We start from the raw sequence: 25,975 nt of genomic DNA, 5'->3' as shown, positions 1-25,975 counted from the left end.
AGTTGATTCAAGCAGCCTCTGCCTTGCGCATCGCTTTCTTACGATCGTTCGGATCCAGATGACGTTTGCGTAAGCGCACATTTTTTGGTGTGACTTCCACGAGTTCGTCATTGTCGATATAGGCAATGGCCTGTTCCAGTGTCATCACGGTTGGCGGCGTAAGACGAACAGCATCATCCTTGCCGGTAGACCGGAAATTGGTCAGCTGCTTGGACTTCATTGGGTTGACATCGAGGTCGCCGGGTTTCGCATTTTCACCGATTACCATACCTTCGTAGACCGCAGTCTGGCCGCCGATGAACAATATGCCGCGTTCCTCTAGCGCGTTGAGCGCGTATGGAACCGCGTTGCCTGTGCCGTTGGAGACGAGTACGCCAACCGGACGACCGTCGATTATGCCTTTATACGGGCCATATTTTTCAAACAGTCGGTTCATGATGCCAGTACCGCGTGTGTCGGATAGGAACTCGCCGTGATAGCCGATCAACCCACGGGATGGGGCTGAGAAGGTCAGGCGGGTCTTGCCGCCGCCGGATGGCCGTTGCTCTGTCAACTCAGCTTTGCGACGCTGCATTTTTGAAACAACCGTGCTTGAATATTCATCATCAACATCAATTACGACGGTTTCATAGGGTTCCTGACGACCGCCATCTTCTTCGCGATAGAGGACGCGGGGACGAGAGATACCCAGTTCAAAGCCTTCGCGTCGCATGGTTTCGATGAGAACGCCGAGTTGTAATTCGCCACGGCCCGCAACTTCAAAGCTATCTTTGTCTGAGCTCTCGGTGATCTTGATGGCCACATTGGACTCCGCCTCGCGTAGCAAGCGATCACGGATCACCCGGCTGGTGACCTTATCGCCTTCTCTGCCTGCCATCGGGCTGTCATTGACCGAAAAATTCATCGAAAGTGTTGGAGGATCAATTGGCTGTGCCGCAATCGGGTCGGTGACCGATGGATCGCAGATGGTATTTGAGACAGTGGCCTCGGTCAAACCAGCCAGCGAGATAATATCGCCCGCTTTTGCGCTGTCTACGGGAACCCGCTCCAGGCCCCGGAAAGCCATAATCTTTGTCGCCCGACCGGTTTCGACTACCTTGCCATCCATATCGATTGCGTGAATTGGCATGTTGATGTCGATTTTTCCGCTTTCTACTTTTCCAGTTAGAATGCGGCCTACGAAATTGTCCCGATCAAGCAAGGTCACGAGAAATTTGAATTGGGCATCGGGATCGACGTCTGGTTCAGGAACATGCTCGACAATTTTATCGAGCAGCGGTGTCAAATCACCTTCACGCACTTCCGGTGTTTCGCCAGCATAGCCGTTTCGGCCGCTGGCAAAAAGCGTCGGGAAATCCAATTGTTCGTCATTGGCGTCTAGGTTGACGAACAGGTCGAACACTTCGTCGAGCACTTCTTCTGCGCGGCCATCAGGACGGTCAATCTTGTTGACGACGACGATTGGTTTCAAACCGAGTGCCAACGCTTTGCCGGTCACGAATTTCGTCTGCGGCATGGCGCCTTCAGCGCTGTCGACAAGCAGAATCACGCCATCGACCATCGACAGAATGCGTTCCACTTCGCCACCAAAGTCGGCATGGCCCGGTGTATCAACAATATTGATCCGCGTGCCTTTCCACTCGACGCTGGTGCATTTTGCGAGAATCGTAATGCCGCGTTCTTTTTCCAGATCGTTGGAATCCATAGCCCGCTCTTCGACACGTTCATTGTCGCGGAATGTGCCAGATTGGCGGAAAAGCTGGTCAACCAGCGTGGTTTTGCCGTGATCAACGTGCGCAATGATTGCGATATTGCGAAGGGACATATTAATTCTACCGTTAGAAGAGGAAGGGGCGGCCATAAGCAAAGCCCCGATATTGCCGCGCCCTTAGCCTGTTTGGTGCTGCACCGCAACATCAGATAAACATGGCGAGGAACTTGCTTTCTTGTCCTGCCCCCACGTTCGGTATCCGGCGGTATCAATGTGGAATCGCGTGGCTCGGTAAATTCCGAGACCGACATTCAGCCGTTTTCCCGACTTTTTGTGGAATTTGCATAGCTTGAGAATCAATGTTTCGCGATCCATCTTGCCAATCGGTCGCATATCGATAGCGAAAAATTGCATGTGATAACTTCGCGAGGCTCCGCCAATGCAGTTATTGATTTTCGGGTCACGGTAAACGGATAGACCTTCTACTGCGCCTACCAAAGGAACAACGACGTCGCGGGTGACTTTGAGGGTCTCAACTATATTGGGCCATTCGTCTGGGGGTGGGACCATGAAAGGTTCTGAACCACATCGGTACCAGCGGACATCGCTGCGGAGCAATTGTTCGAGGGGGAAGACATCTGAAACATTGTTATCCAACAAAAATGCTTGAAACTCGTTGATGGTGCTGGACTGTTCATGCCGCTCGACCCAGTTTTCAAAATCGGACGTAACGATCTTTTGTGGTGTTTGTTCACAGCCTGTGACGAACCAAAATAGTATAAAACCAAGAAACAGTCGGCTCATGATGAAATCTGCGGCCTCTAAATGCTTGCAAGAATAAGTGCTGTGAAGCACTAGCCGACTTGAAATGCAAACCCTTCGCCTCATCCTTGCCGACAAATTCATATGGCTGCTCAGCGGAGCGGTCCTTCTGGCGACGTTGATCCCTGTTGAGGGACAAGCAAAAGACATCGCCTCGATCCTCTTCAATGCTGGCATCTTTGCCGTCTTTTTGCTGCATGGTATCCGTCTGGAACGGCATGAAGTGCGCGCCGGCCTTGGCAACATCCGATTGCAGGGAAGCATATTCCTTTGGGTATTCGGCGTGATGTTGATGATTGGCCTGCTATTGTCCAATTTGCTTGATACGGTTCTGCCGGCTGATGTTGCATTAGGGTTCCTGTTTCTGGGAGTGTTGCCGTCCACGGTGCAATCAGCGACAAGCTATTGCGCCATTGCCAAAGGGAATGTTGCGGGCTCGGTTGTTGCGAGCGCCTTTATAAATCTGGTCGGCGTGTTTTTATCGCCGCTACTATTCGCGTTGCTCGCACATGCCGCGGGCGTTGTGATAACGACCGAAACGGTGACCAAGCTTGCCGTCATATTGGTGCTGCCCTTCGTTCTTGGGCAGATCTTCCAGAAATGGCTGCGGCCTTGGGTGATAGAGCATAAGGACCTGACCGGCTGGCTCGACAAGGGGGCTATCGCATTGGCGGTCTATGTGTCCTTTTCCGCCGCGATTATTGCGGGCATGTGGAGCAGGGTGAGCGGAGCTGAGTTTGTCTGGCTAGCGGCGGCGCTTTTGCTTTGGTTGGGTCTCGCCTTTGGCGGAACCTGGTTGTTGGGCGGCATGATGGGTTTTGTGCGCGGTGACCGGAAGACTCTTTTGTTTTCGGGGGCGCAGAAGAGCGTGGCTATTGGCGCTCCGCTGGCGGCTATTATCTTTGCTCCCGAGCGCGCCGGTCTCGTGATCTTGCCGCTGATATTTTATCATCTCGCGCAGCTGTTCCTGTCCGCGCCGGTTGCTGTGCGACTGGCAAAAGACTAAAGTTCGCGTAGCGCTCGAGCCGGTTTGGCGGAGAGTACCGGTATAGAACCCAACAAGCCAATACCCAATGTTGCAACGGCACCAATGCCCAGCGTCAACATTACGATAGGCCAATCCGGTTGCCAGGTGAATTCGAAAATCTGAGTGATTACGAACCAGCCTGCAAACAACCCGAGGCCTAAGGCAACGACTGACAGTAAAAATGCCAGCAGCGCATATTCAATCGCCTGAACCGTTAAAATCTGTGACCGGGTTGCACCGAGCAGTTTTAAGATCACGCTGTCATACACGCGGGCCTGACGAGATGCAGCGATGGCCCCGATCAACACGGCAATGCCGGAGAAGATCGCGATTGACGCAGCCGCTGCGATCGCGGTTGCCATTTGGTCCAATATTTCGCCGATCTGTGACGCGATTTCCTTGACCTTGACCATCGAAATAGACGGGAACTCTTGGGGCAATACGCCTAGCAACAGGTCTTCTTTGCTCACATCCATCTGAACCGTCGCGGCGACATTATGGGGTACGTTGTCTAGCACGTTGGGCGGGAATACCAGCACATAGTTAAATCCGAAATTCCGCCAGTTTACGGTCCGGAATGACGCGACTTTGGTTTGTATTTCGACACCAAGAAGACTGACGGTAAGGCTGTCTCCGATCTTCAAACCCATAGCCGCACCTTGTTCTGCATCGACCGAGACCAATGGCGGTCCGTCATAATTTTCATCCCACCATTCGCCCTCCGCAATCTCGCTGCCTTCGGGGATTGTCGCGCTATAGGTCAGGCCGCGGTCACCGCGTAAAACCCATGCGCCTTCGGGCAATGTTTCCAGTTCGGACACCCGTTGACCGCGAAATTCAGTGATCGTCCCGCGGAGTGTGGGTACGATATTGACCTCTGCATCGCTGGCGGTGTCGGTGACTCTCGTGCGGAACTCATCCGCGCGTTCGACAGGGATATCGAGCACGAAAAAGCTCGGCGCATCGCGGGGTACCGTCGAGCGTATCTCATTGGTAAGGCTTGTCTGGATTGCTGCCAAAGTTGCGAACAGGGTCAGACCCAGACCGAGAGCTACCACCAACTGACCGGTCTGTGCACCGGGACGATGGAGGCTTGTCAGGGCGAGACGCAACAAAGGGTTTTTCGGTCGAGGGGCCTTGCTTGCCAGCCAGCGAATGAGCGCTCCCAGTGCCGTCAGCAAAAGCAATATCGCTGCCGCTGCTCCAATGAATGAGGCGGAGAATAGCGGCTCATTGGCGGTGCCAAGCGCGAGCGCGATGATCGCGGCAATCGCAAGGCCTACGCCGATCCAGCTTTGCCGGTCAATTTGTCGCCAAGAACGGCCTTCGCCGCGGATGATGCCGGCTGCCGGGATTGTTTTAGCCCGTGACAAGGGAGGCAGGGCGAAGATGACCGCGATCAGCAATCCATAAAGCGCGCTGACCAGCAACGGTAGCGGATAGACAGCAAATTCCGGTTTGATCGGCAGCACGTCGCCTGCGATCTGAATGATCGCAAGCGGCGCAATCGCGCCAATCGCTAAACCCAGGGCAATGGCACCGACGGCCACGGTCATGATCTGGAATAAATATATCCGAAAGATCATGGCGCTATCGGCACCGAGAATCTTAAGTGTGGCAATCGCACCTTGCTTGCCGCGCAAATAAGAGGCGACGCCATTGCCAACACCTATGCCCGCTATCACCAGTGAGGCCAGGCCGACCAGCGTCAAAAACTGTCCCATGCGCTCAATGAAACGCCTGGTGCTAGGCGCGCCGTCATCGCGTGTTTTGGTTTCCCAGGAAGCATTGGGGAACTGTTCGATCAACCCGTCGGCGACCTCGCGAGGATTAGCCGTCGCAGGAAGCTTAAGCCGGTATTTGCTCTCGAACAGGCTGCCCGGTTGAATCAATTCGGTCGCTCGCAGGCTTTCGAGGGATGTGATGGCAACGGGACCGAGCGACAGGCCTTCGCTGAGCCGGTCGGGTTCTTCGGCGATGACGCCGGAAATGGTGAAGCTGGCTTCACCAAAGGCGATTGGATCGCCGATTTGGAGAGAGAGGCGCTGCACCAGGGCAGGGGTGACATAGATGTTTTTGGGCTTTGGAGCAGAGACTATTTTGCCGTCTTCCAACGTGAATTTACCGTAAAGTGGGTAGGTTGCATCGACCCCCTTCAACTCTACCAATTGCGTGTCGCTGCCATCGGGCAGGCGGGCCATTGCCTGCATGCGGATGGTTTCAGACAAAGTGCCGGCCTGACCAAGGGTTGTCAATTCCGCTTCGGTTGCTTCGCGCTGGGCCACCGCTATCTCAAGATCGCCTCCCAATATTGCTTGGCCGCGGTTGGCCAATTCTTCGGTGATCGCGTTGGTCAGGCTGCCGATGGCCGCCAGCGTGGCAACGCCAAGAAACAGGCAGATGATCAGCAGGCGCAACCCGACAAACCGGCCGCGCAAATCGCGCCGCGCTATAGTCCATGCTTTGCCAAGGTCAGAGGATATCACGCGGCGCTGTCCCGTTCGATCAGGCCGTCGCGCAATTCAATGATCCGGTCGCAGCGTTTCGCCAACTCAGGATCATGAGTAATGATCAACAATGTTGCAGCGGTTGCCTTCTGACGGTCGAACAGCAAGCTGATGATTTTCTCACCGGTTGTGCCGTCAAGATTGCCTGTCGGTTCATCCGCGAAAATGATCGTTGGCCGTGATGCCATGGCCCGGGCAATCGCGACGCGCTGCTGTTCTCCGCCGGACAGTTGAGTGGGATAATGGTCAAGCCGATCACCAAGACCCACTGCGGTCAACTCTTCCGCCGCAATTTTGAAGGGTTCGGCTTGTCCGTCCAGTTCTAGCGGAACGGCGACGTTTTCCAGAGCGGTCATGGTAGGAAGAAGGTGGAAGGCTTGGAGAACAATACCAACGCGGCCCCGTCGTGCGACCGCTAGCTGATCTTCGTTCATCGTGCCGAAGTCGGCACCTGCGATATCCACCGAGCCGCCGGTTGCCCGCTCCAAGCCTGATAGAATTGCCATCAATGAAGACTTGCCTGAGCCGGAAGGGCCCAGCAATGCCACGGTCTTTCCTTCTTCAATCGACAAGTCGATGCCACGCAAGATATCGACTCTTGCCTTTCCTTCCCCCAAAGACAGGGTGACATTTCGGGCCGCAATAGCGATATGAGGTCCGGTTTCGGCGGCGTCGCTCGATGCGGCGGTTTTTTGGATCATGGGGGTTAGACTATCCGATGTTGAAGAATTTTTTTCTATATGGGTTCACGCTGGCGGTTCTGCAACTTCTGATCGCTTGTGGCGCTGCACCGGAAGCGGAGCAATCTGTTCTCAAGGACGTAGAAACGGACAGGGCAGCAGATGCGGGTGACCAAGCGGCAGCAGCGGCAGAAGCGGAAATTCTGATCGTGGCTTTTGGCGACAGCCTCTATGCGGGCTATGGTCTGGACCAGAAAGAGGGCTTCGCACCAGAGCTGCAAGCCGCCTTGAAGGCCGCTGGCAAAGATGTTCGAGTGCACAATGCTGGCGTGTCTGGAGACACCACTGCCGCCGGTTTGCGGCGAATGGATTTCGTTCTCGATAGTCTGCCTCGGCAGCCTGATCTGGTGATTTTGGGTTTGGGTGGCAATGATCTGTTGCGCGGTCTGAAACCGGCGGACACAAGAGCCAATATGGAAAAAATGGTGCAAAAGCTCGAAAAACGGGGCATTGCGGTCATGCTAACCGGTATGCTGGCTCCACCCAATCTGGGGGCTGATTTTAGTGACGAGTTCAATATTATCTATCCCGCCCTTGCCAAGAAATATGATGTGGCACTCTATCCCTTTTTCATGGCCGGCGTGGTCGGTAACCCGGATCTCTTCTTGCCGGACGGCCTTCACCCTACGGCGGAAGGCATTGATATCATCGTTGGAAAGGTTGCGCCGCAAGTAGCAGAACTGTTGGAAGGCTGATCATCAGGAAAGCTGGAAGAATTGGAAGCATGTTGCGGATATCTGCCAAAACTGTACTATTTTGCTAATACAGTTCTGGAAATGCTTGAAAAGCAGGGCATTTGTATCCATTTATAGAGAAAGCCCCGCATTGGTGCAGGGGCAGGGAGGCTGAATAGCATGGCGACCGAAACAATCACCGCAACCGAAGAGCTGCAATTGACTCCACCAGATCCGGTGGCTGTGGTTGCGCCAGAGAAGGCGTCGGGCCTCGTGCCGGTAGGCGAAGAGATAAAATCGAAACTTGAGGAAAAAGTTGACGGTTTCATTACAGATTTGATCTCGGAAGACGAAAATAGCCCCGAATTTGGTAAAAAAGTGGATCAGATCACCAATATGGGCCGCAAGGAAATAGCCGAGGCGGCCGGTCAATCCAACCGCTTCCTCGATCGTCCCATCCGGTCGATGGACGAAGAGAGCGGGATCGGCTCTGATCTTGCCGAATTGCGCCGCACCGTTGAAGATCTCGATCCCGGCAAGCGCGGCAACCTGACCGCCAAAAGAAAAATTTTCGGGATCATTCCCTTTGGCAACAAGATGCGCAATTATTTCGATGGTTATAAAAGCGCACAAGGCCATATCGGTTCGATCCTAGACCGGCTGCGTTCCGGCAAGGATGAACTGCTGATGGACAATGCGGCGATTGACGTCGAACGGAAAAATCTGTGGGCGGCGATGGGCCGGTTGGAGCAGATGATTCACGTCTCCAAAGTCATGGATCAGCGACTTGAAGATAAAGCAGCAGAGCTGGACGCAACCGATCCGGCCAAGGCCAAAGCGATCCGTGAAAGCGCGCTTTTCTATGTGCGACAACGCACGCAGGACCTGCTGACCCAGATGGCGGTCACGGTGCAGGGCTATCTCGCGCTGGACCTCGTCAAGCGCAACAATGTCGAATTGGTCAAAGGCGTCGACCGCGCGAGCACGACGACAGTGGGCGCGTTGCGCACTGGTGTTACCGTGGCCCAAGCGCTGACAAACCAGAAGCTGGTTCTCGATCAGATCAGTGCGCTCAACACGACCACAGCGGGCGTGATTGATAGCACCAGCGAAATGCTGAAAAACCAGACCGGCCAAATCCACGAACAGGCCGCATCATCAACCATTCCGCTCGAAACGCTGCAACGCGCATTCCAGAATGTCTATGACACGATGGACAATATCGACACGTTCAAGTTGAAAGCATTGGAAAATATGAAAGTGACGGTGAATTCACTGTCCGGCGAAATTGAAAAATCGAAAGGCTATATCGCGCGCTCGGAAGGGCAGGCAAAGGCGCAGCTAGAAGCGCCTGCTGAAAATCCATTTGCGGCTCTGGAAGAGTAGAGCCTCGTGCCTGAATCCAACCAGCAAATCTTAGATGGCGCGACCCGCGCGCTGCGGGAATCGCAGTTCCGTCGATCGATCGGCAATCGCTCCCACCAGATGAAACGCGGCCATTTCTTCAAGAAACTGGGCCGCGCTGCGCTCTGGACTGCGGGCGTATTGGTTGGTGCCAGTATCGTCGGCGGTATTTTGAGCGGCATCGGTTTCTGGGGCGTGATGATCTCAGCTGGCTTGATCGGCGGCGGCATATGGGCGTCTATGAAATTCCCGAAAATGAAAATGCCGACACCAGAATCGATCATCCAGTCCGATCTTAAGTCATTGGCCGGCAAGACGGAAATCTGGCTGGAAAACCAGCGCCCCGCCTTGCCAGCGCCGGCGATTCAGATCGTGAATGGTATTGGCGCACAATTGGATATGCTTTCTCCGCAACTGCAGAAGCTCAAGGAAGGCGACGGCGCAGCCTACGAAGTACGCAAACTGATGGGTGAACATCTGCCCGAGCTGATCAACGGTTATAAAGCGATACCCGTTCCGATGCGCAGCAAAACGACCGATAGCGGCAAATCGCCCGACGAGCAGTTGATCGGCGGGCTATCGCTGATCGAGAAAGAAATTTCCGGCGTTACCCAGCAAATTGCCAAGGGCGACATCGACAATCTTTCGATCCGCGGCCGCTACCTCGAACTCAAATATGAGCAGAGCGCCGAAGCGGAATAAACCATCCTCACAACTCCAAGAACATATGCGGTTCGCCATTCGATGTCTTGGCGGGAGAAATGCCGCTTTGATCAACGGTACAATTCAAGCGTTTCCGGAAGTTGGAGAAGGAATCAAACGTGACAACATCAATGGCCTCTTTTAGCTGGATCGACACCTGATAAAGCTGCCCCAGTTTGAGCGTCTTTATACCAACGACTTCACCGACAAACGGTTGGCCCAGATAGTGACCTTTGACCGTGTCATTCAGACTTAGCGTCTCGAAGGCCGGGCGGTTGGAGGCAGAGGCGTGCAATGTGTTCCAGTCTTTGAACCCTTTTTGATGGGCAACCATCTCAAGGGATTTGCTGTGCGAAATGGGCGCAGAATCACGTGCAGTTTCAGCCCGCAAGCGCTTTGCCTGCTGTTTCAATTCCTGCAAGGACAGGGTATTTTGGTGACGGGTGTTCATATCAAATCTCATTCATAACAAAAATATGCTCTGTGAGAATGGTGCTCGCATTGCCATCTTGAAGCATGTTCTGGACATGACGAGATGTTTGTCTTGAGGGAGCTTCACCACGACTATCGTCTGCGAGCGGCCGGTGTCCCAAAACCGCAGTCCAGATATTCTGAACCTGTTTCCAAGTCAATCACCTTAAATTCAATGTAGTCGTGGCCACTATGCCCCTGCATCAATTCGACAGTTTCATTGCCGTCAGGAAAATCTAGTCTCTTCCAAACGTCATTGACAGATTGGAGAGGATCGGATGAGCCGGATATCGAAACTGCCGCCGGAGGAGTGGGATCCCCGGATCAGGGATGCAGTCAATCCCGATGCCGCCACCGACCTTGAGCAAGGGCTGACCCGCTATTTTGCCCATTGTCCCGAACAGGCGATTGGCTTGATGCAATTTGGTGGCGCGCTCAAAATGGGGCGCAGCCTGCCGGAACGGCTTGTGGAGCTGGTCCGTCTGCGCATTGCTTTTTTCAACCAGTGCCGCAGCTGCATGGCGATCCGCTATACCGATGCGGTCGATGACGGGGTTGATGAATACGCGGTCTGTTCGCTGGAGAAGCCGCAGGAAGCGGACAATCTCAGCGCCGCGGAAAAGGCGGCGATCCATTATGGCGAGTTGATGGCCACCGACCATCTCGCGATTGATGATGCGGTCCATGCCGGTTTGCGCGATCATTTCAGCGAAGCGCAAATTGTCGAACTCGGCATGACCTGCGCCTTTTTTGTTGGATTTGGTCGGCTGGCAGCGACCTGGCACATGGTCGAGGAATTGCCCGAAGCTTTCCAGAAAGCCGAAGCTATCGCCCCGTGGGGCGCAGAAAAAATTCAGGTGCGCTAAGGAGATAAGACATGGCAAACAAGGCCGATATCAACGTCAATCTGTTCGACGCGGAAACGCAAAAATGCCCTTATGATGCATATAAGACCTTGCGGGAGGAAGCGCCGGTCTACAAGCAACCGGGCACCGATATCTATGTCGTCACCCGCTACGAGGATGTGCGCCGCATATTGCTCGACCCTGCCACATTCCCCAGCAGTCCCAAGAAATTTGCCGCATTTAATAAAACCGGTGCCACCGAGCGGCAGCAGGTTGTGCAACAGCGTTTCGTGGAAAAAGGCTGGCTTCCCGAACCGACCTTATCCAGCCGGGACGATCCCAATCACAAACAGATGCGGGCGATGTTCAACGAGGCGTTCAAACCTAGCAAGATCAAAACGATGGATCCGCTGGTCGAGACTCTGGCCTATGAATTGATCGACGGTTTTATAGAAGATGGCCAGTGCAATTGGGTCAGTCAGTTTGCCGTGCCTCTGCCGCTCTATATCATTGGCGAACAAATGGGCGCACCGCGCGAGGATATGTGGAAAATCAAGCGTTGGACCGATGCTTTCTTTCATCGTATTTCGATGATGCTCGACGAAGATGCCGAACTGGAAATGGTCGACCGCGAGATCGAAGGGCAGCATTATTTCAATCCGGTTTTCGAGCGGTTGCGCAAAAACCCGGATGACAGTCTGCTCAGCGAACTGGTCAACCGGGTGATCGAAGAATGGGGTAGGCCATTAAACGACAATGAGCTGCACGCCGAGATGATGGCAGATACTTTCGTCGGTGGCAGCGAAACCACCACCAATGCTCTGGCATCGGGGATCAGATTGCTGATTGAAAATAAAGATGTCTGGGAGCAACTGAAAAGCGATCCCGACAAATATATGAAAACCTTTGTCGAAGAGGTGGTGCGCCTCGAATCCCCTGTGCAAAGCCTGATGCGCTTTGCCGGAGAAGAGGTCGAACTGCATGGCGTGACCATCCCCAAAGGGGGCCTGATCAATATCCGCTATGCCGCCGCCAATAGAGACGAGAATGTGTTCGAATGCCCGGAAAAGATCAATCTGGAACGCAAGAAGGCCGGAGCCCATATGGGCTTTGGGTCCGGCGTCCACCATTGTCTCGGCGCACCTTTGGCCCGGCGCGAACTGATCTGGGGCTTTACCGCCGTGGTCGACCGGTTCGAGGACATGTGGTTCATCGAGGGCAAGAATGATTTTGCCGTCCACCCGCATTTCCTGCTGCGGTCGCTAAAGGAATTGCATATCGGTTTTACGCCAAAGGCAGTCTGAAAGCGCTTGATGCTGGTTTAGGCCGACTGTCAGCCGCCGGCTTGTGCATCTGAGCGCTTGACCTGCTTATGCTCGTCTTCGATCAGGCCACGTTTCCAATAGCTGGATATGTAAAGCCGCTCCGGTCCGAATTGCTGTTCGACGCGCAGATATTCCCGCAGCAATTTCATCGACTCGAATTCGCAAGCAACCCATGCGTAGGCCAATTCTTCTGGCGCAGATATTTTGCGCGCAGCATCGGCTAGCAGCGCCGGACTGCTGCCGAGATCGGCATCAACGATCCATTGGATCGTCACCCCGTCCGGTTTCTCAATATCCTGCTTGTCCGCATCGTCGCGGATAAGGATGATCGCATCACCGGTGGCATTCTTGGGCAGGGCCTCAAGATTGACGGAAATAGCGGGCAGGGCGGTCATGTCTCCGACCAGCAAAAATGGTCCGCTGCCCTCCGGCAACGGCTTGGCCGCGCCCGGCCCACCAAGCTTGATGCTGTCGCCGACTTGTGCGTTCAGCGCCCAGCTGGTGGCCGGACCAGAATCTTCGTCCGATCCGTGCAAAGCGAAGTCTATGGCTAAGCCATCCTCTGTTTGGTGGCGGATAGTATAGGTTCGTACGCAAGCTTTTCCGCCCTCAGGCCCGGGTAGAGAGAGTTTGACATATCCACCCTTTTGGTCGCTGGGGAAATTAGCGAGCGCTGGACCGCCTACGGTCACCCGGTGCAGATTGGGGGTCACGCGAAAACTGTCGGTTACCGTTAATATACGTGGTTCTGGTCGTGCCATAATTGTCCGTTCATTAGAATTTCTCGCCGCTGGTGTCCCCGTTCGCACGATGGATGCAGCGGTGATGTTTATATGGTTAGATGATTTGATTTTGAAACATCTATTGCATTTTATCCAGCCCTAACCCGCGAAAGGGTCTTGCTTATGGTCTGGACTGGGAGGCGGCGCTCATATGTCGCCGAACAAATTGCCAAGGTAGTTGTGGCTAGCATGTGTCGTGGCTTGGAGAAAACCTATAGTCGCGATACTATCTATCACCTTTGCCCATGCTAAAATCCGGATGCCGTGCCGCGCCATGGGAAAGAGGTTTATGGAGTGTGTTGCGGATTTGCAGGGCAAAATTGCACTGGGATCCGCTGCGGGCGAGGTCCCCTTCGGGTTGATACATATGGAAGTGACTGCTGGATCATAGCTTGCAGCAGGGGTGTAGGCACAATCGGCAAAGTCAGGTCAGTGTGAAATTACCAAAGGGATTGAGAGGATCGCCGTCTGCTAGGCCAGCCACAGGCTGTCGTACGTTCGATCACTATGAACGGCGCGCGGTTTGGTCTTGAAGGGGTAAGGCATCTGCTGATCCAAACGCAACAATCGAACCCCCCGTTTCCATGTCCGAAGTTTGTTGGCCCAATCATTTGCGCCAATCCCGACAATAATAACGCGCGAAGGGAGGTGGATTTAAGTGCGGCACAGAAAATTAGAAAAGTGCCGAACCGGCAAAAAACTGGTGAATGATTGTCGGTTTTGCTTGTTGTTGCGGTCCCATCGGTAGCCGGCCCTGATGGGGTGAAGGTTACAGCGGGCCTTAATTTTTGCAACTATCGGCCGTTTTACCATCAAGATGGATTGTAACGATCATAGGGATCAACGGTCAGATAAGTGACCGGAGCGCCAATTTGAGAGATGATAATGTTGAGTGCAAGTTCTGCGGAAAACTTCGATGTCATTGGGCGGTCTAACGTCGCAAGACGCTATAAGTATAAGGTAAGCGGCATCGTCCTGAACCGAATCAAGGCTGACAAGCTGAGGACGGGGGTTGGCTCGCGGGCTTTGCTGCATGGGCTCGGCCATATGTGCCCACAGGGTCTGTCTGCCGATATGATTGACAGATGGATTTCCGGCAGGACGGAAAAAGCGAACTGGGAACATGTGGACTGGGTTCTCAAGCGATATGCCAGCTTGCCGACAAAATTGAAAATTCAAGGCACGCGGATCGCGCAATAGTGAGCTGAACCAAAAGGGCTACCGCTCTGGTGCGGGTTTTTTACATCCTGCGGATTATTGAAAAATTGGATCCCCCGTGAGGATTCGAACCTCAATTAACGGAGTCAGAGTCCGTGGTATTACCATTATACGACAGGGGAGTGCCGGTGCGCGGCAATAGGCAGGGACTTGCCTAGGGTCAAGCCTTTTGGTGATCGCTAGCGCGGATCCAGTGCGGGCAAATCCGGACCATTGTTGACGATGGCTGACCGACCGCCGTTGGCCCTGGTCTGACGAGCAGCATTGAGGCGTCGTTGCTTCGTTCCAACCGATATGCTGTCTTTGGTCTCATGCGGATTCTGGCTGCAATGAACCGCTTCATCCCTGGGTTTGTGATCGCACATGATATTTTCGGTTACACTGGCGTGCCGCCCCTTGCGTCATAGGCGCTGCGGCGTTATCTTCGGTCTCAAGTACCGGCGGAATTATCCGATCCGGAGAACATAAGAGTACGGTTATGGCGGATCAAGCATCCCCATCGCCGCAAGATACAAAAGGCGGATCATCCGCAAGGAAATCCCGCCCGAAACCTGCGGCGACACATAAAGGACAGAGTCGCATTGCGTCTTCAGTCCCTTCAGCCTCCGGACGCTGGCCAAAATTGCGGTCCTACGGAGCCATAGATTTGGGAACCAACAACTGCCGGTTGCTGGTGGCGAAACCGTCTTCTGACGGCTTCATTGTCACCGATGCCTTTTCGCGCGTTGTGCGACTGGGCGAAGGCTTGGTTGAGTCCGGAAAGATCAGCAGCCGGGCGATGGATAGAGCGGTCGCCGCATTGTCCATTTGTGCGGACAAGCTGCGCCGCCGCAATGTGACGCTCGCTCGCTCAGTGGCCACCGAGGCCTGTCGGCGGGCCACCAACGGCGACAAATTTATCGAGCGGGTCCGGCGTGAAACCGGCATCGCCCTCGATGTTATCTCTGCTGAAGAAGAAGCCCGATTGGCGGTATTGGGCTGCCATATCTTGCTGGAGCCCGGCGAAGGTCCGGCGCTTATTTTTGACATTGGCGGAGGTTCGACGGAGCTAGTGCTGGTGGACACAAACGGTTCGGCGCCGGAAATACTCGACTGGCAAAGCGCGCCGTGGGGTGTTGTTTCCCTGACTGAAAGCGAGAAGTTCAATGGGGATGATCCGGTGGCACGCAGCGAGGCATTCGCTGCGATGCGCGCGCGGGTCACAGAGAGTTTTTCCAGTTTTGCGGCGCGTTTGCCGCGGATGGACAACAGTGACTACCGGCTGTTGGGCACCAGCGGAACCGTGACCACCTTGGCCAGTCTGCACCTGAAACTGCCACAATATGATCGCAAAGTGATCGACGGCTTAATTGTTCCAACGGAATCCATGCGGGAAATCAGCACGATGCTGGCCCATGCTACACCGGATGAGCGCGCTGATATTCCTTGCATCGGCAAAGAACGGGCCGACCTTGTGGTCGGTGGTTGCGCGATATTGGAATCGATTCTCGATATCTGGCCAGCCAGCCGGGTCGGTGTTGCGGACCGGGGTATCCGCGAAGGTATCTTGCGTTCGCTAATGTCAGCGAACGAACGGAGATCTGGCTGATGAGCCGGGGTAGATCAGGAGGCAAGCAGCGCGTCAAAACTGCCAAGGGACGAAAAATCGGTTCGACCCGCTGGCTGGAACGGCAGCTCAACGACCCTTATGTCAAACAGGCGAGGGCAGAGGGCTATCGATCGCGCGCGGCCTATAAATTGCTTGAACTGGATGAACGCTTCAAATTGGTGCGCCAGGCCAAAGCGGTGGTCGATCTCGGTATCGCACCGGGAGGCTGGGCTCAAGTCATGCGCAAATATGCACCCAAGGCTGCGGTGGTCGGAATCGATTTGCTCGACGTCGATCCGATTGAAGGCGTTACCATTTTCAAAATGGACTTTATGGACGATGCGGCGCCGGATAAGTTGATTGAGGCGCTTGGAAGCAAACCCGATCTGGTATTATCCGATATGGCTGCCAATACGGTGGGGCATCAGCAGACGGACCATTTGCGGACCATGGGGCTGGTGGAAGCTGGTGCTTATTTCGCGGTGGAAAATTTGCAACCCGGTGGTGCCTTTGTTGCGAAGGTGCTTGCGGGTGGAACCGACAATGATTTGCTGAATCTCTTGAAGAAGCATTTTGACGTTGTGAAACACGCCAAGCCGCCGGCCAGCCGCAAGGGATCGTCCGAATGGTATGTGATCGCCCAGGGTTTCAAGGGCAGGGCAGAATAAGCCTATTTCGCCGCCCTGGCATTGGCGATCATTTCTTTCAGGCCGTCATAGCCGATCGCGCCCACTTCCGACTGGTTGCCAACCACCCAGGCCGGCGTACCGGTAAATCGCATCTGCTGGGCAACCGCTATGTTGTTTTCGATTTCTTTTTTGGCTTCCGGTGACGCGATAAAGGCGCGCGCGGCGGCCATATCGAGACCGATTTCATTGGCAGCGGCCGCGATGGTGGAGGGCGTAGGACGTCCGGTGGCAAACATGGTTTTGTGAAAGGCATAATATTTGCCTTGTTTCGCAGCAGCCAGCGCCATGAGTGCCGCATCATTGCTGGCTTCGCTCAATATCGGAAGCTCGCGGAACACGACTTTCACATTCTTGTCCTCTGCAATCACTTTGGCGATATCCCGCTCGGTCTGCTTGCAATAGGGGCAATTGAAATCGGAATATTCGACGACCGTGACATCACCATTGGGATTGCCGGCAAAGGCATTTCCGGCAAACGGTTTTTCAATTTGTGCGCGTACCGCATCGATAGCGGAAGCTTTCTGGCGGTTCTGCAATATTTCGACCGCTTCTGGAATAATTTCAGGATTGCTCAAAATATAGTCGCGGACAATCGCCTCAATGGCTTTTTGTTCCTGCGCATCAATGCCGGCAGCCAGGGCTGCTTCGCTGGTGGCTTTGGTTGAACTTATGCCTCCTGCTTGCCAGAACCAAACGCCCAATGCCGCCGCTATGGCCAGTCCGCCACCCGCCATAATCATCCACTTTCTATTAATATTGTCATCCACAGTCAGGTTCTTTCATTGAAGAATGGCATTGGCCATGGCGGTGCAAATTGTCCAGTCCAAATGGTTCCGCGAACCGCAAGACGCCTAGCGGCGGCGACTGTTCCTTTCGAACTCTGCCTTGGCAATGAAAGAAATATCCTGCGCCCGAATCCAGTCCGGTGTGTTCTCCGCGATGCCGGCCATCGCTATCTGGGAGCTCCGGATAGCACCGGCATAATTGCGTTGTAGCAAGGAGCTTTCCGCCGTTGCCAATTGCGCGCGCGGCATGTCGCCCTGCTGCGAATAGACGACGCCCAATTGATACCAAGCAAAAGGATTGCGATTGTCTTTGGTGACGGCGGCTTTAAGCACTTGCGTGGCTTCGTCAAAATATTGCGGATCCTCGGTGGCGATCAGGGCATGGCCGAAGAGGCTGGCGATCAACGGTTGATTGTTGGTCAGTTGCACTGACTTCCTGAGCGCTGCCAGTGCTTCGTCGGGTTTCCCGGATTCGAGCAAAATCTGCCCCTGTAACTCGAGGAAATAGGGGTCGTTTGGTGATGACTGGAGCAAGCTGTTTATTTCGTATAGCGCGCGATCCGGGTAGGCGCTCTTGTGCCATGCATAGGCGCGGGCATAGCGGGCAGGGACGGATTGATCGCTTTCGGGATATTCACGCAAGGTTACCGTCGGTTCGGCGGTATAGCCGAGCAGCTTGGCCTTGACCCGTTGGAAACGGGCTTCGATCTCAGGGTCGGATGGCGTGTTCCATGCCGGATCTGCTTGATAGACATCTCTGAGCAAGCTGATCCGTTCACCGGACAGAGGATGGGTGCGTCCGTAGCTATCCTCCTGCGGAATACCGAGGCGAAACTCGTAATTTTGAAGCTTCTTGAAAAAATCGATCGAGCCTTTTCCGGATATCCCCGCATCTGAGAGATAGCGTGCGCCAGCGGAATCAGCCGATCGCTCTTGCACCCGGCTGAAGGCCAGGAACTTGCCCAAGGCGGCTTGCTGGCCTGCGGCCAATATGCCCATGCCCGCATCGCCCGCGCCGGCGGCTATGGCCGCCGCTCCCAGGATAAGACTGAGTATGGTGATACCGGTTGCGGTTTTCAGTCCCTCATCAAACCGGATGGCGTGCCCGCCGGTGATATGGCCGAGTTCGTGGGCCATGACGCCTTGTACTTCATTGGCACTTTCGGCTTTTTCAATCAGGCCGGAATAGAAGAACATTCTCTGGCCGCCCGCGACAAAGGCGTTGATCTGACGGTCGTTGATCAAGATGACCTCGACCTCGTTGGCGTCCAATTCGGAAACTTCCACGAGAGGCGATACCATGTCTATGAACAGGGCTTCGGTTTCGGCATCGCGCAATATTGACTGGGCTGCGACCGGTTGAACGGTGATTGACACCATCAATAGAAATGCAACCAGGAGGCGGCTGAAACGCCCTATGGCAGGGAAGCCGATGCGGGGTAAAGAAACAGCAAGAATATTGCGCATGAAACTCCTAAGCCTGAAAATCTTGTAAGAGCCTCTTTCTCTGACAGCGTTTGCCTGAACCACGCATGAAAAATCTACCGTTCCCGCGCGAAAGCCGCAGCGGGAACGGTATTGTTTCGATTATCCGAACGTGCGCTGCCACCAGCCCTGACGGGGCGAACCGTCGCTGGACTCAGACGCATCGCTGTCGGACGCTTTGGCCACAGCTTCGTCTTTAGGTTTAGCGGCCGCTTTTGCTTTGCGCGGTTTGGGCGGCGCTTTCTCTTTTGTTGCCGACGCGGCGGCCTTGGCTGGCGTTTCTGCGCTGTCAGCCTTTTTGGCGCGGGAGCGCGGAGCCTTTTTGGCCGGAGCCTTTACCTCAGCAGTTGCGTCAGAGGCATCTGCTGCTGGCGCAACGGTTGCTTCTTTTGTTTTGCGGGGAGCCCGCCGACGCTTTGGTTTTTCTTCCGTGGTGTCGGCTTCTGGCTGCACGCTGGCTTCTGGCTGTTCCGTTGCGGCTTCGCTCTTTGCAGAACGGCGTCTGCCGCGCGGTTTTGCTTCGGCTTCGACCTTTTCATCACCGCTGGTTTCCGTTGCTGCAACGGGTGCGGCATCTGCCTTGCGTGCGCTGTTTCTGCGTGCACGGGGCTTCGGCTTCTTATCCTGATCGCCGCCATCCGCGTCGCTTGGATGCTCGGCTGTTTCATTCGCATTGTTGGCGCCTGCATTATCAGGGCCGGCGTTGTCAGATCCCTGGTTGTCAGAGCTGGCATTTTCGGATGAACCGGATTCCGCACGATCGCCACCACGGTTGCGTCTGCCCCGACGGCGCCGTTTGCGCTTGGGACGTTCGCCACCATCTTCGCGCGCTTCTGCGCCGGAAACGTCGGTTTCTGCTGAATGATCGTCTTCGTCCTCATCAACAATGGGCTCGAATTTGGGCATGTTCTTCGGCGGGCTGCCAGAGGTCTGGATCTCCATCCGGGCCCCTTCGGTTTCGCCGTCGGGTACGATTTCGATTGAAACGCCGTAACGTTTCTCAATGTCTTCGATTTCGTGACGCTTGCTGTTCAAGACGTAGATGCAGGCTTCCTGGCTGGTGCGCAGGCTGATCTTGCTGGCTTTGCCTTTGGCGGCTTCTTCTTCTAGCAAACGCAGCGCCGACAAGGCCGAAGAGGATGCTGTGCGAACCAGTCCGGTGCCCTCACAATGCGGGCAAACTTTGGTGGAGGCTTCAAGCACGCCGGTCCTTAGACGCTGGCGGCTCATTTCCATCAGGCCAAAGCTTGATATGCGGCCCACTTGGATACGTGCCCGATCATTCTTCAGCGCATCACGCATCGCCCGTTCCACTTTGCGGACGTTGCCGTTGCGGTCCATGTCGATAAAATCGATGACAACCAGTCCGGCCATATCGCGCAGCCGCAATTGGCGCGCGATTTCAGCGGCAGCTTCCATATTGGTTTTGACCGCGGTCGCTTCGATGCCATGTTCGCGTGTGGATCGTCCGGAGTTGATGTCGATAGACACCAAGGCTTCGGTCGGATTGATCACCAGATAACCGCCGGATTTCAGCTGAACCTCTGGAGAATACATGGCCGATAGCTGATCCTCAACGCCATAGCGCTGGAATAGCGACACGGGGTCGGCATAGCTTTTTACCCGCTTGCTGTGGCTAGGCATCAGCAGCTTCATGAAATTTTTCGCGGCTGAATAGCCGTTGGCACCTTCAACCAGCACTTCCTCAATCTCGCGATTATAGATGTCACGGATCGCACGTTTGACGAGATCGCTGTCGCTGTGGATCAGGCTTGGAGCCGTCGCGCTCAGCGTTTTTTCGCGGATTTCGTCCCACAAACGGGCAAGATAATCAAAGTCGCGCTTGATTTCCGGCTTGGTGCGGGAAAGTCCGGCGGTGCGAACGATACAACCCATGCTGGTTGGCAATTTCAGATCGGCAATGATCGACTTCAGGCGTTTACGGTCACCAGCATTGTTGATCTTCCTGCTGATTCCGCCACCGTGCGAGGTGTTTGGCATCAGCACGCAATAGCGGCCGGCTAGGCTGAGATATGTGGTAAGCGCAGCGCCTTTGTTGCCGCGTTCTTCTTTGACGACTTGCACAAGTACAACTTGCCGACGTTGGATTACATCTTGGATCTTGTAACGTTTGCGCAAAGCCATACGCTTCTGGCGGGCCTGATCGCTGGCCTTCGGCATACTGCCTTTTCCACGACCGCGGTTGCGACCTCCGCGACCGCGACGGCCGCCTTTGCCTTTGCTTTCGGTCTTGGCCTCTGACGATTCTTCTTCGGCTTCTCCTGCCTGGTCATCATCGTCATCATCATCGTCATCATTGTTATTTTCAACCGGGACTTCGCCTTCGGTTACATCGATCGTATCGACGCTTTCATCCTTGTCGACTTCGACCAGCGCCGTATCGAGCTCTTCGGTCGCATCGCTGCGCACCATATCCGCGGGCGCATCTTCCTCTTCTTCTTCCTGGGCACGCAAGGCTGCTTCTTCCGCAGCATGTTGGGCTTCCTCAGCGAGAAGCTTCTCACGATCTTCTTGCGGGATCTGGTAATAGTCCGGATGGATTTCGGAAAAGGCCAGAAATCCATGGCGGTTGCCGCCATAGTCTACAAAGGCAGCCTGCAACGAGGGTTCAACCCGTGTGACTTTCGCTAGATAGATATTGCCTTTAAGCTGTTTGTGCTCGGAAGATTCAAAATCGAATTCTTCAATTTTGTTCCCTTTTACGACCGCCACCCGGGTTTCTTCCTGGTGGCGCGCGTCGATTAGCATGCGCGTTGTCATTCAATAGTCTCCTGGCATGGCACAACAGGCCGAAGCCCATTTGGGCCATGCGATATGATAGGGATGACGAGTGTTCGCGCGCGGTCCTTTGATGAGGGGCGGGCGGCGTCATCCGGTTGATTTGAAATATTTCAGATAAAAATGCGTCTGCAACAACTGCATGGCTCTGGCCGTTAGCCAAAGTCCATCCGCCTGTGGAAGCGCTTCCGATGTGGAGAGCTTCAAAGCCGGAAATGTCATGCCTCATGTCGCGTCAACCTGGTAGATGCCGAATGATTTCCGGCATTTAGATAAACCGCTTCAGGGAATTTCCCGAAAGGTTGCACGTAGTGCTAGCACCGCTCAAGCGGATCGGCAACACAAACTGTGACAAGGCAGAAACACAGCCTCAATATTGGAGATTCGAAAAGTTATAGCTAACTTGCCGTTAACCGCGTCATTTCATGCGGCCTTACGAAAGCATCCTTAATGGCTTTTTCACCGCGTTGTGTGGTGAGAATAATTGAGGAAGCCAGATTTTATGAAATTTGACTGGACCAAAAAGGGCTGTGCGTTGCATAAGCAGGCCATGGCGTTGGGAACAATTCTGGTATCGGCATTGCTGATGACCAATCCGGCACAGGCTGGATCGATAAGCCGGATTGAAGCCAGCGGCTCCCAGATCACGGTATCCTTTGATGATCTCGTGGAAGGGGCTTCGACCTTTTCCCTGATCGGGCCCAACCGCATTGCTGTTGACGTAAAGGGTGGCAAAGCTGGTCATGGTGGTTATGCCACTGGCATTATAAAATCGGTACGCCAGGGACAATATAGTCCGAACACCGCGCGGATCGTGTTTGACCTTGATCGGCCCGCAGTGATCACCAACGGTGGTTTTTCGAACGATGGCAAAAGCCTGAAGTTGAGTTTGCGCGCAGTCGGGCAAAATCAGATTGCGTCCGGTCGCAAGTCTTTTCTACCACCGATGAAATTTCGCGCTGAACCGCCAAAAAACAATTATAGCGTCAAAGTACCCTTGGGCAAACCTCGGGATTCTGTCGGCTTGCCAAAAATATATGGTCCTAATGATCCCAGCCGTCCGCTGGTGGTTATCGATGCTGGACATGGAGGGCACGATCCCGGCGCAATTTCCCCGCATGGCAGCGCGCGCGAGAAAAATGTTACCCTAGCAATCGCACGCGCCATTCGTGACCGGTTGGTTGCTGGCGGCCGCGTCCGGGTAGCGCTGACGAGGGATACCGACAAATATCTGGTCCTGGAAGAGCGCTATGGCATTGCTCGTCGACTGGAAGCGGATCTGTTCATGTCGATCCATGCCGATGCAGCGGGCAATGAAACGGCTTCCGGCGCTACTGTATATACATTGTCGGAAGTCGCCTCTGATCGCGAAGCCGCAAAATTGGCGTCTCGCGAAAACAAGGCTAATATCATCAATGGTATCAATCTCGGCGGTGCGACACATGATGTCTCTTCGATCCTGATCGATCTGACCCAGCGTGAAACGATGAATATTTCAGCCGATTTTGCGAAACTGCTGCACCGCGAAGGCAGCCGGCAAATGCCGTTTCGAAAAACTCCGCATCGCTATGCTTCCTTTGTTGTGCTCAAAGCGCCGGATACACCGTCTGTATTGTTCGAAACTGGTTATCTTACCAACAAGAACGACGTTGCCTTCCTCAATTCCCGTCAGGGACGAAGCAAAGTTGCCGCCGGTGTCGCTAGCGCGATCGAATCTCATTTCGCTCGGAAACTGGCTGCACGCTAGCATATTTTACTATTGAATTCGGATGAGACCGTCCCGCCGCGAGGCAGAGCGCGATTTTCATCGATAATTGCTGGAAAATGGTTGCGAGGCGGTTTAGATAGCGCAGCCTATGGTAAATGATGCGTCTGATACGGCTGGAGAAAGTCTCGCCTACAAGCTGGAACGAAGCACGGGTAGCTTTTTCGAGCGGGTTGAGAATCTTTGGCAAAAGAAATGGTTTCGGCTGTTTGTGGCTTTCCTTGTGCTGTGCGCGCTTGGTTGGCTCCTGATTTGGTTAATCTTTGCGCGGGATTTGCCCGATGCAACCGCGCTGCAGACCTATGAACCGCCTCTGCCGACAATGGTTCGCGCTTATGATGGCGAGCCTGTCCACAGCTATGCTCGCGAACGGCGCGTCCAGCTTGATTTCTCGGAATATCCAGCCCTTCTGGTGCGCGCCTATCTTGCTGCGGAAGACCGTACCTTTTTTGAACATGGCGGCTTGGACTATCCCGGCATTGCCACGGCCATCCTAACCAATATTTCCAACAGCGGCCGGCCAGTGGGCGCGTCCACGATAACGCAGCAGGTCGCGAAGAACCTGTTGCTCAGCAGTGAAGTGTCTTACCGCCGGAAAGTGCGCGAAGCGATCCTTGCCTATCGGATTGAGGATGTGCTGACCAAAGAAGAAATTCTCGAACTCTATCTCAACCAGATTTTTCTCGGTCGCAACGCTTATGGTGTTCAGGCCGCCGCGCAGGCCTATTTTGGCAAGGATGTGGACGCTCTGGCGCTACACGAGATCGCCTATCTTGCGATTTTGCCCAAAGGCCCGTCCAACTATCGCCCCGAAGTGCATGAACAACGCGCCATTGGCCGGCGCAACTGGGTGCTGAAAGAAATGCGCGAAAATGGCTGGATCACGCCAGCGCAATTTGAGGCGGCATCATCTCAGCCGCTTGGCGCCATTTCCAGTTCTGGACCCCGCTATGAACGGGTCGGTGGCTATTTTATTGAAGAAGTGCGTCGTCAATTGATCGAACAATTTGGCGAAAATGAAAAAGCCGGACCTTATAGCGTCTATTCCGGCGGACTTTGGGTGCGCACGTCGCTGAACCCGGAATTGCAGGAATATACCAAGGACGCATTGCGGGGCGGACTGTTGCGCTACAGCCGCGGCAAGGGTTGGAGTGGTCCGATCAACAAGATCGAGATTGACGAGAAATGGGCCCAGCGCCTGAATTCAACTTTCATCAATACCGATTTTCAAAACTGGCGGATCGCTGTTGCGGTTAGCCGGTCGGGCGGCGGTGCTGAAATCGGCTTTAGCGATGCCACCACAGGACGGATAAATTCGGTGCCTAGCGCTTTGAAAGCCGGCGATATTATCGCGGTCAGCCCTTTGGGCGGGAGCAGCTATCGGCTTGAGAATGTGCCCGAAGTTTCCGGTGGTATGGTTGTTCAAAACCCTCGAAATGGACGGGTTTGGGCGATGCAAGGCGGTTTTGATGACCGGATGAGCTCGTTCAACCGAGCGACCCAGGCGGAACGTCAGCCTGGCTCTACCATCAAGCCGTTTGTCTATGCGACGGCGCTGGAAAACGGGATGACACCGGCGACGTTGATCGCAGACAGTCCCTTTTGTGTCTATCAATCGGCGGCGCTCGGACGCAAATGCTTCCAGAATTTCGGCGGCTCGCGCGGCGCTGGTGAACAGACTTTGCGTTGGGGTGTCGAACAGTCACGCAATTTGATGACCGTCAGAGCGGCCAATGACGCCGGCATGGAAAATGTCGTCAAGACGATTAAGACCATGGGCATTGGCGATTACAAGCCTTATCTCGCTTTTGCTTTGGGTGCCGGTGATACCACGGTGATGAAGCTGACCAATGCTTATTCGATGCTGGCCAATCATGGACGCGAACTTAGCCCGACGGTGATCGATTTTGTTCAGGATCGTCAGGGCAAGGTGATTTTCCGTGCTGATAAGCGGGTTTGTGAAACGTGCAATCTACGTGATTGGGATGGTCAGCCGATGCCTCGTCCACGCCACGCCGGGAAACAGCTGATGGATCCGATGACGGCTTATCAGATGGTCGATATTTTGCAGGGCGTGATTACGCGCGGCACCGCTCAGAATTTGAAAAGCCTGGATCGACCTCTGTTTGGGAAAACGGGAACCACCAGCGGTCCAACCAACGTCTGGTTCGTGGGCGGGTCACCCGATATGGTCGCCGGCGTGTATCTGGGCTTTGATCAACCGCGCAACATGGGCGGCTATGCACAAGGCGGCACTTTGGCCGCGCCGATCTTTCGGCGCTTTGCCGAACGGGCGATGGTCGGCATGAAGAAAACGCCATTTGTTGCGCCAAAGGGCGTGCGGATGGTGCGTGTGGATCGCAAGACCGGGAAACGCGTCTATGGCGGATGGCCGTCCGATGATCCCAAATCTGCGGTCATCTGGGATGTGTTCAAGCCTGAAACCGAACCGCGGCGTTCGATCCGTAAAGAAGAATTGCTCGCCCGGCTTGAAGCGCGCAAAGCGCAGCTGATCGCCCAACGTGCGGCGGCCCGGAACAATTCTCAGGCCGTGAAACGTAACAGTGGTCCAGCGCAAAATGATGATGAATTCTTGCAGGCTGAAGGCGGCATCTATTAGCCTCGGTTGGCCTTTA

The 25,975-nt window shown here is 54.6% G+C and carries 21 protein-coding genes and 1 tRNA gene; 11 read left to right on the top strand and 11 right to left on the bottom strand.

Features of this window, described 5'->3' with window-relative positions; translation table 11 throughout:
- Positions 1–7 precede the first annotated feature (7 nt).
- Positions 8–1,825, bottom strand: a complete 1,818-nt coding sequence (gene typA, locus ABJV08_RS06740) for a translational GTPase TypA (protein ID WP_348040292.1) — start codon at positions 1,823–1,825, stop codon at positions 8–10.
- A gap of 63 nt (positions 1,826–1,888) precedes the next feature.
- Positions 1,889–2,515 (bottom strand): D-Ala-D-Ala carboxypeptidase family metallohydrolase, encoded by a 627-nt coding sequence (locus tag ABJV08_RS06735; protein ID WP_348040290.1) that lies wholly within the window; start codon positions 2,513–2,515, stop codon positions 1,889–1,891.
- Between the two features lie 64 nt (positions 2,516–2,579).
- On the opposite strand from ABJV08_RS06735, the gene ABJV08_RS06730 reads away from it, so the two are divergent.
- Entirely contained in the window at positions 2,580–3,539 is a 960-nt protein-coding gene (locus tag ABJV08_RS06730) for a bile acid:sodium symporter family protein (protein ID WP_348040288.1), read from the top strand.
- Here the strand turns inward: ABJV08_RS06730 and ABJV08_RS06725 are convergent.
- Entirely contained in the window at positions 3,536–6,046 is a 2,511-nt protein-coding gene (locus ABJV08_RS06725) for an FtsX-like permease family protein (protein WP_348040286.1), read from the bottom strand. The genes ABJV08_RS06730 and ABJV08_RS06725 overlap by 4 nt on opposite strands.
- On the bottom strand, positions 6,043–6,768 hold the full coding sequence (locus ABJV08_RS06720; RefSeq protein WP_348040284.1) for an ATP-binding cassette domain-containing protein: 726 nt from the start codon (positions 6,766–6,768) through the stop codon (positions 6,043–6,045). Before ABJV08_RS06720 ends, ABJV08_RS06725 begins: the two co-directional genes overlap by 4 nt.
- 17 nt (positions 6,769–6,785) lie before the next feature.
- Here ABJV08_RS06720 and ABJV08_RS06715 point away from each other — a divergent pair, with 17 nt between their 5' ends.
- From ABJV08_RS06715 to ABJV08_RS06705, 3 genes are all read left to right on the top strand, one after another.
- Positions 6,786–7,502 (top strand): arylesterase, encoded by a 717-nt coding sequence (locus tag ABJV08_RS06715; RefSeq protein ID WP_348040282.1) that lies wholly within the window; start codon positions 6,786–6,788, stop codon positions 7,500–7,502.
- A gap of 159 nt (positions 7,503–7,661) precedes the next feature.
- The gene (locus ABJV08_RS06710; RefSeq protein ID WP_348040280.1) at positions 7,662–8,867 is read left to right on the top strand and encodes a toxic anion resistance protein; all 1,206 of its coding nucleotides are present in this window, start codon (positions 7,662–7,664) and stop codon (positions 8,865–8,867) included.
- A gap of 6 nt (positions 8,868–8,873) precedes the next feature.
- Positions 8,874–9,587 carry a hypothetical protein gene (locus ABJV08_RS06705; protein WP_348040278.1) on the top strand — a complete coding sequence of 238 codons (714 nt, stop codon included), beginning with the start codon at positions 8,874–8,876 and terminating at the stop codon, positions 9,585–9,587.
- 7 nt (positions 9,588–9,594) lie between these two features.
- On the opposite strand, the gene ABJV08_RS06700 is transcribed toward ABJV08_RS06705, so the two are convergent.
- The gene (locus ABJV08_RS06700; RefSeq protein WP_348040276.1) at positions 9,595–10,038 is read right to left on the bottom strand and encodes a glyoxalase superfamily protein; all 444 of its coding nucleotides are present in this window, start codon (positions 10,036–10,038) and stop codon (positions 9,595–9,597) included.
- Positions 10,039–10,336: 298 nt separating this feature from the next.
- Here ABJV08_RS06700 and ABJV08_RS06695 point away from each other — a divergent pair, with 298 nt between their 5' ends.
- Complete coding sequence (locus ABJV08_RS06695; protein ID WP_348040274.1) at positions 10,337–10,924, top strand: carboxymuconolactone decarboxylase family protein; 588 nt, start codon at positions 10,337–10,339, stop codon at positions 10,922–10,924.
- A gap of 11 nt (positions 10,925–10,935) precedes the next feature.
- Positions 10,936–12,207, top strand: a complete 1,272-nt coding sequence (locus tag ABJV08_RS06690; RefSeq protein WP_348040272.1) for a cytochrome P450 — start codon at positions 10,936–10,938, stop codon at positions 12,205–12,207.
- Positions 12,208–12,236: 29 nt separating this feature from the next.
- Here the strand turns inward: ABJV08_RS06690 and ABJV08_RS06685 are convergent, their stop codons facing one another.
- A complete protein-coding gene (locus ABJV08_RS06685) occupies positions 12,237–12,989 on the bottom strand; it encodes a siderophore-interacting protein (protein ID WP_348040270.1) in 753 nt (250 codons plus the stop codon).
- 906 nt (positions 12,990–13,895) lie between these two features.
- Between ABJV08_RS06685 and ABJV08_RS06680 the strand changes: the two genes are divergently transcribed.
- Positions 13,896–14,210 (top strand): hypothetical protein, encoded by a 315-nt coding sequence (locus ABJV08_RS06680; protein ID WP_348040268.1) that lies wholly within the window; start codon positions 13,896–13,898, stop codon positions 14,208–14,210.
- Positions 14,211–14,276: 66 nt separating this feature from the next.
- Here the strand turns inward: ABJV08_RS06680 and ABJV08_RS06675 are convergent.
- A tRNA-Gln gene (locus ABJV08_RS06675) sits at positions 14,277–14,350 on the bottom strand.
- A gap of 57 nt (positions 14,351–14,407) precedes the next feature.
- A complete protein-coding gene (locus ABJV08_RS06670; RefSeq protein ID WP_348040267.1) occupies positions 14,408–14,593 on the bottom strand; it encodes a hypothetical protein in 186 nt (61 codons plus the stop codon).
- A 113-nt stretch (positions 14,594–14,706) separates the two neighbouring features.
- Here ABJV08_RS06670 and ABJV08_RS06665 point away from each other — a divergent pair, with 113 nt between their 5' ends.
- Together ABJV08_RS06665 and ABJV08_RS06660 are read left to right on the top strand one after the other, a co-directional pair.
- The gene (locus tag ABJV08_RS06665) at positions 14,707–15,816 is read left to right on the top strand and encodes a Ppx/GppA phosphatase family protein (RefSeq protein WP_348040266.1); all 1,110 of its coding nucleotides are present in this window, start codon (positions 14,707–14,709) and stop codon (positions 15,814–15,816) included.
- Complete coding sequence (locus ABJV08_RS06660; RefSeq protein WP_348040264.1) at positions 15,816–16,484, top strand: RlmE family RNA methyltransferase; 669 nt, start codon at positions 15,816–15,818, stop codon at positions 16,482–16,484. The genes ABJV08_RS06665 and ABJV08_RS06660 overlap by 1 nt, the downstream gene beginning before the upstream one ends.
- A 2-nt stretch (positions 16,485–16,486) precedes the next feature.
- Here ABJV08_RS06660 and ABJV08_RS06655 read toward each other — a convergent pair whose 3' ends face one another.
- The 3 genes from ABJV08_RS06655 to ABJV08_RS06645 form a co-directional block, all read right to left on the bottom strand.
- Positions 16,487–17,272, bottom strand: a complete 786-nt coding sequence (locus ABJV08_RS06655) for a DsbA family protein (RefSeq protein WP_348040262.1) — start codon at positions 17,270–17,272, stop codon at positions 16,487–16,489.
- 84 nt (positions 17,273–17,356) lie between these two features.
- Entirely contained in the window at positions 17,357–18,670 is a 1,314-nt protein-coding gene (locus ABJV08_RS06650) for a M48 family metalloprotease (RefSeq protein WP_348041257.1), read from the bottom strand.
- A 207-nt stretch (positions 18,671–18,877) separates the two neighbouring features.
- Positions 18,878–21,556, bottom strand: a complete 2,679-nt coding sequence (locus ABJV08_RS06645; protein WP_348040260.1) for an Rne/Rng family ribonuclease — start codon at positions 21,554–21,556, stop codon at positions 18,878–18,880.
- 520 nt (positions 21,557–22,076) lie between these two features.
- On the opposite strand from ABJV08_RS06645, the gene ABJV08_RS06640 reads away from it, so the two are divergent.
- Positions 22,077–23,321 carry an N-acetylmuramoyl-L-alanine amidase gene (locus ABJV08_RS06640; protein WP_348040258.1) on the top strand — a complete coding sequence of 415 codons (1,245 nt, stop codon included), beginning with the start codon at positions 22,077–22,079 and terminating at the stop codon, positions 23,319–23,321.
- A 109-nt stretch (positions 23,322–23,430) separates the two neighbouring features.
- Complete coding sequence (locus ABJV08_RS06635; protein ID WP_348040256.1) at positions 23,431–25,959, top strand: PBP1A family penicillin-binding protein; 2,529 nt, start codon at positions 23,431–23,433, stop codon at positions 25,957–25,959.
- Positions 25,960–25,975 lie beyond the last annotated feature (16 nt).

The organism is Parasphingorhabdus sp., assembly GCF_039982395.1.
Taxonomy (GTDB): Bacteria; Pseudomonadota; Alphaproteobacteria; order Sphingomonadales; family Sphingomonadaceae; genus Parasphingorhabdus.
The sequence above is the reverse complement of the archived record's forward strand: the minus strand, read 5'-3'. Positions and strand labels throughout refer to the sequence as shown.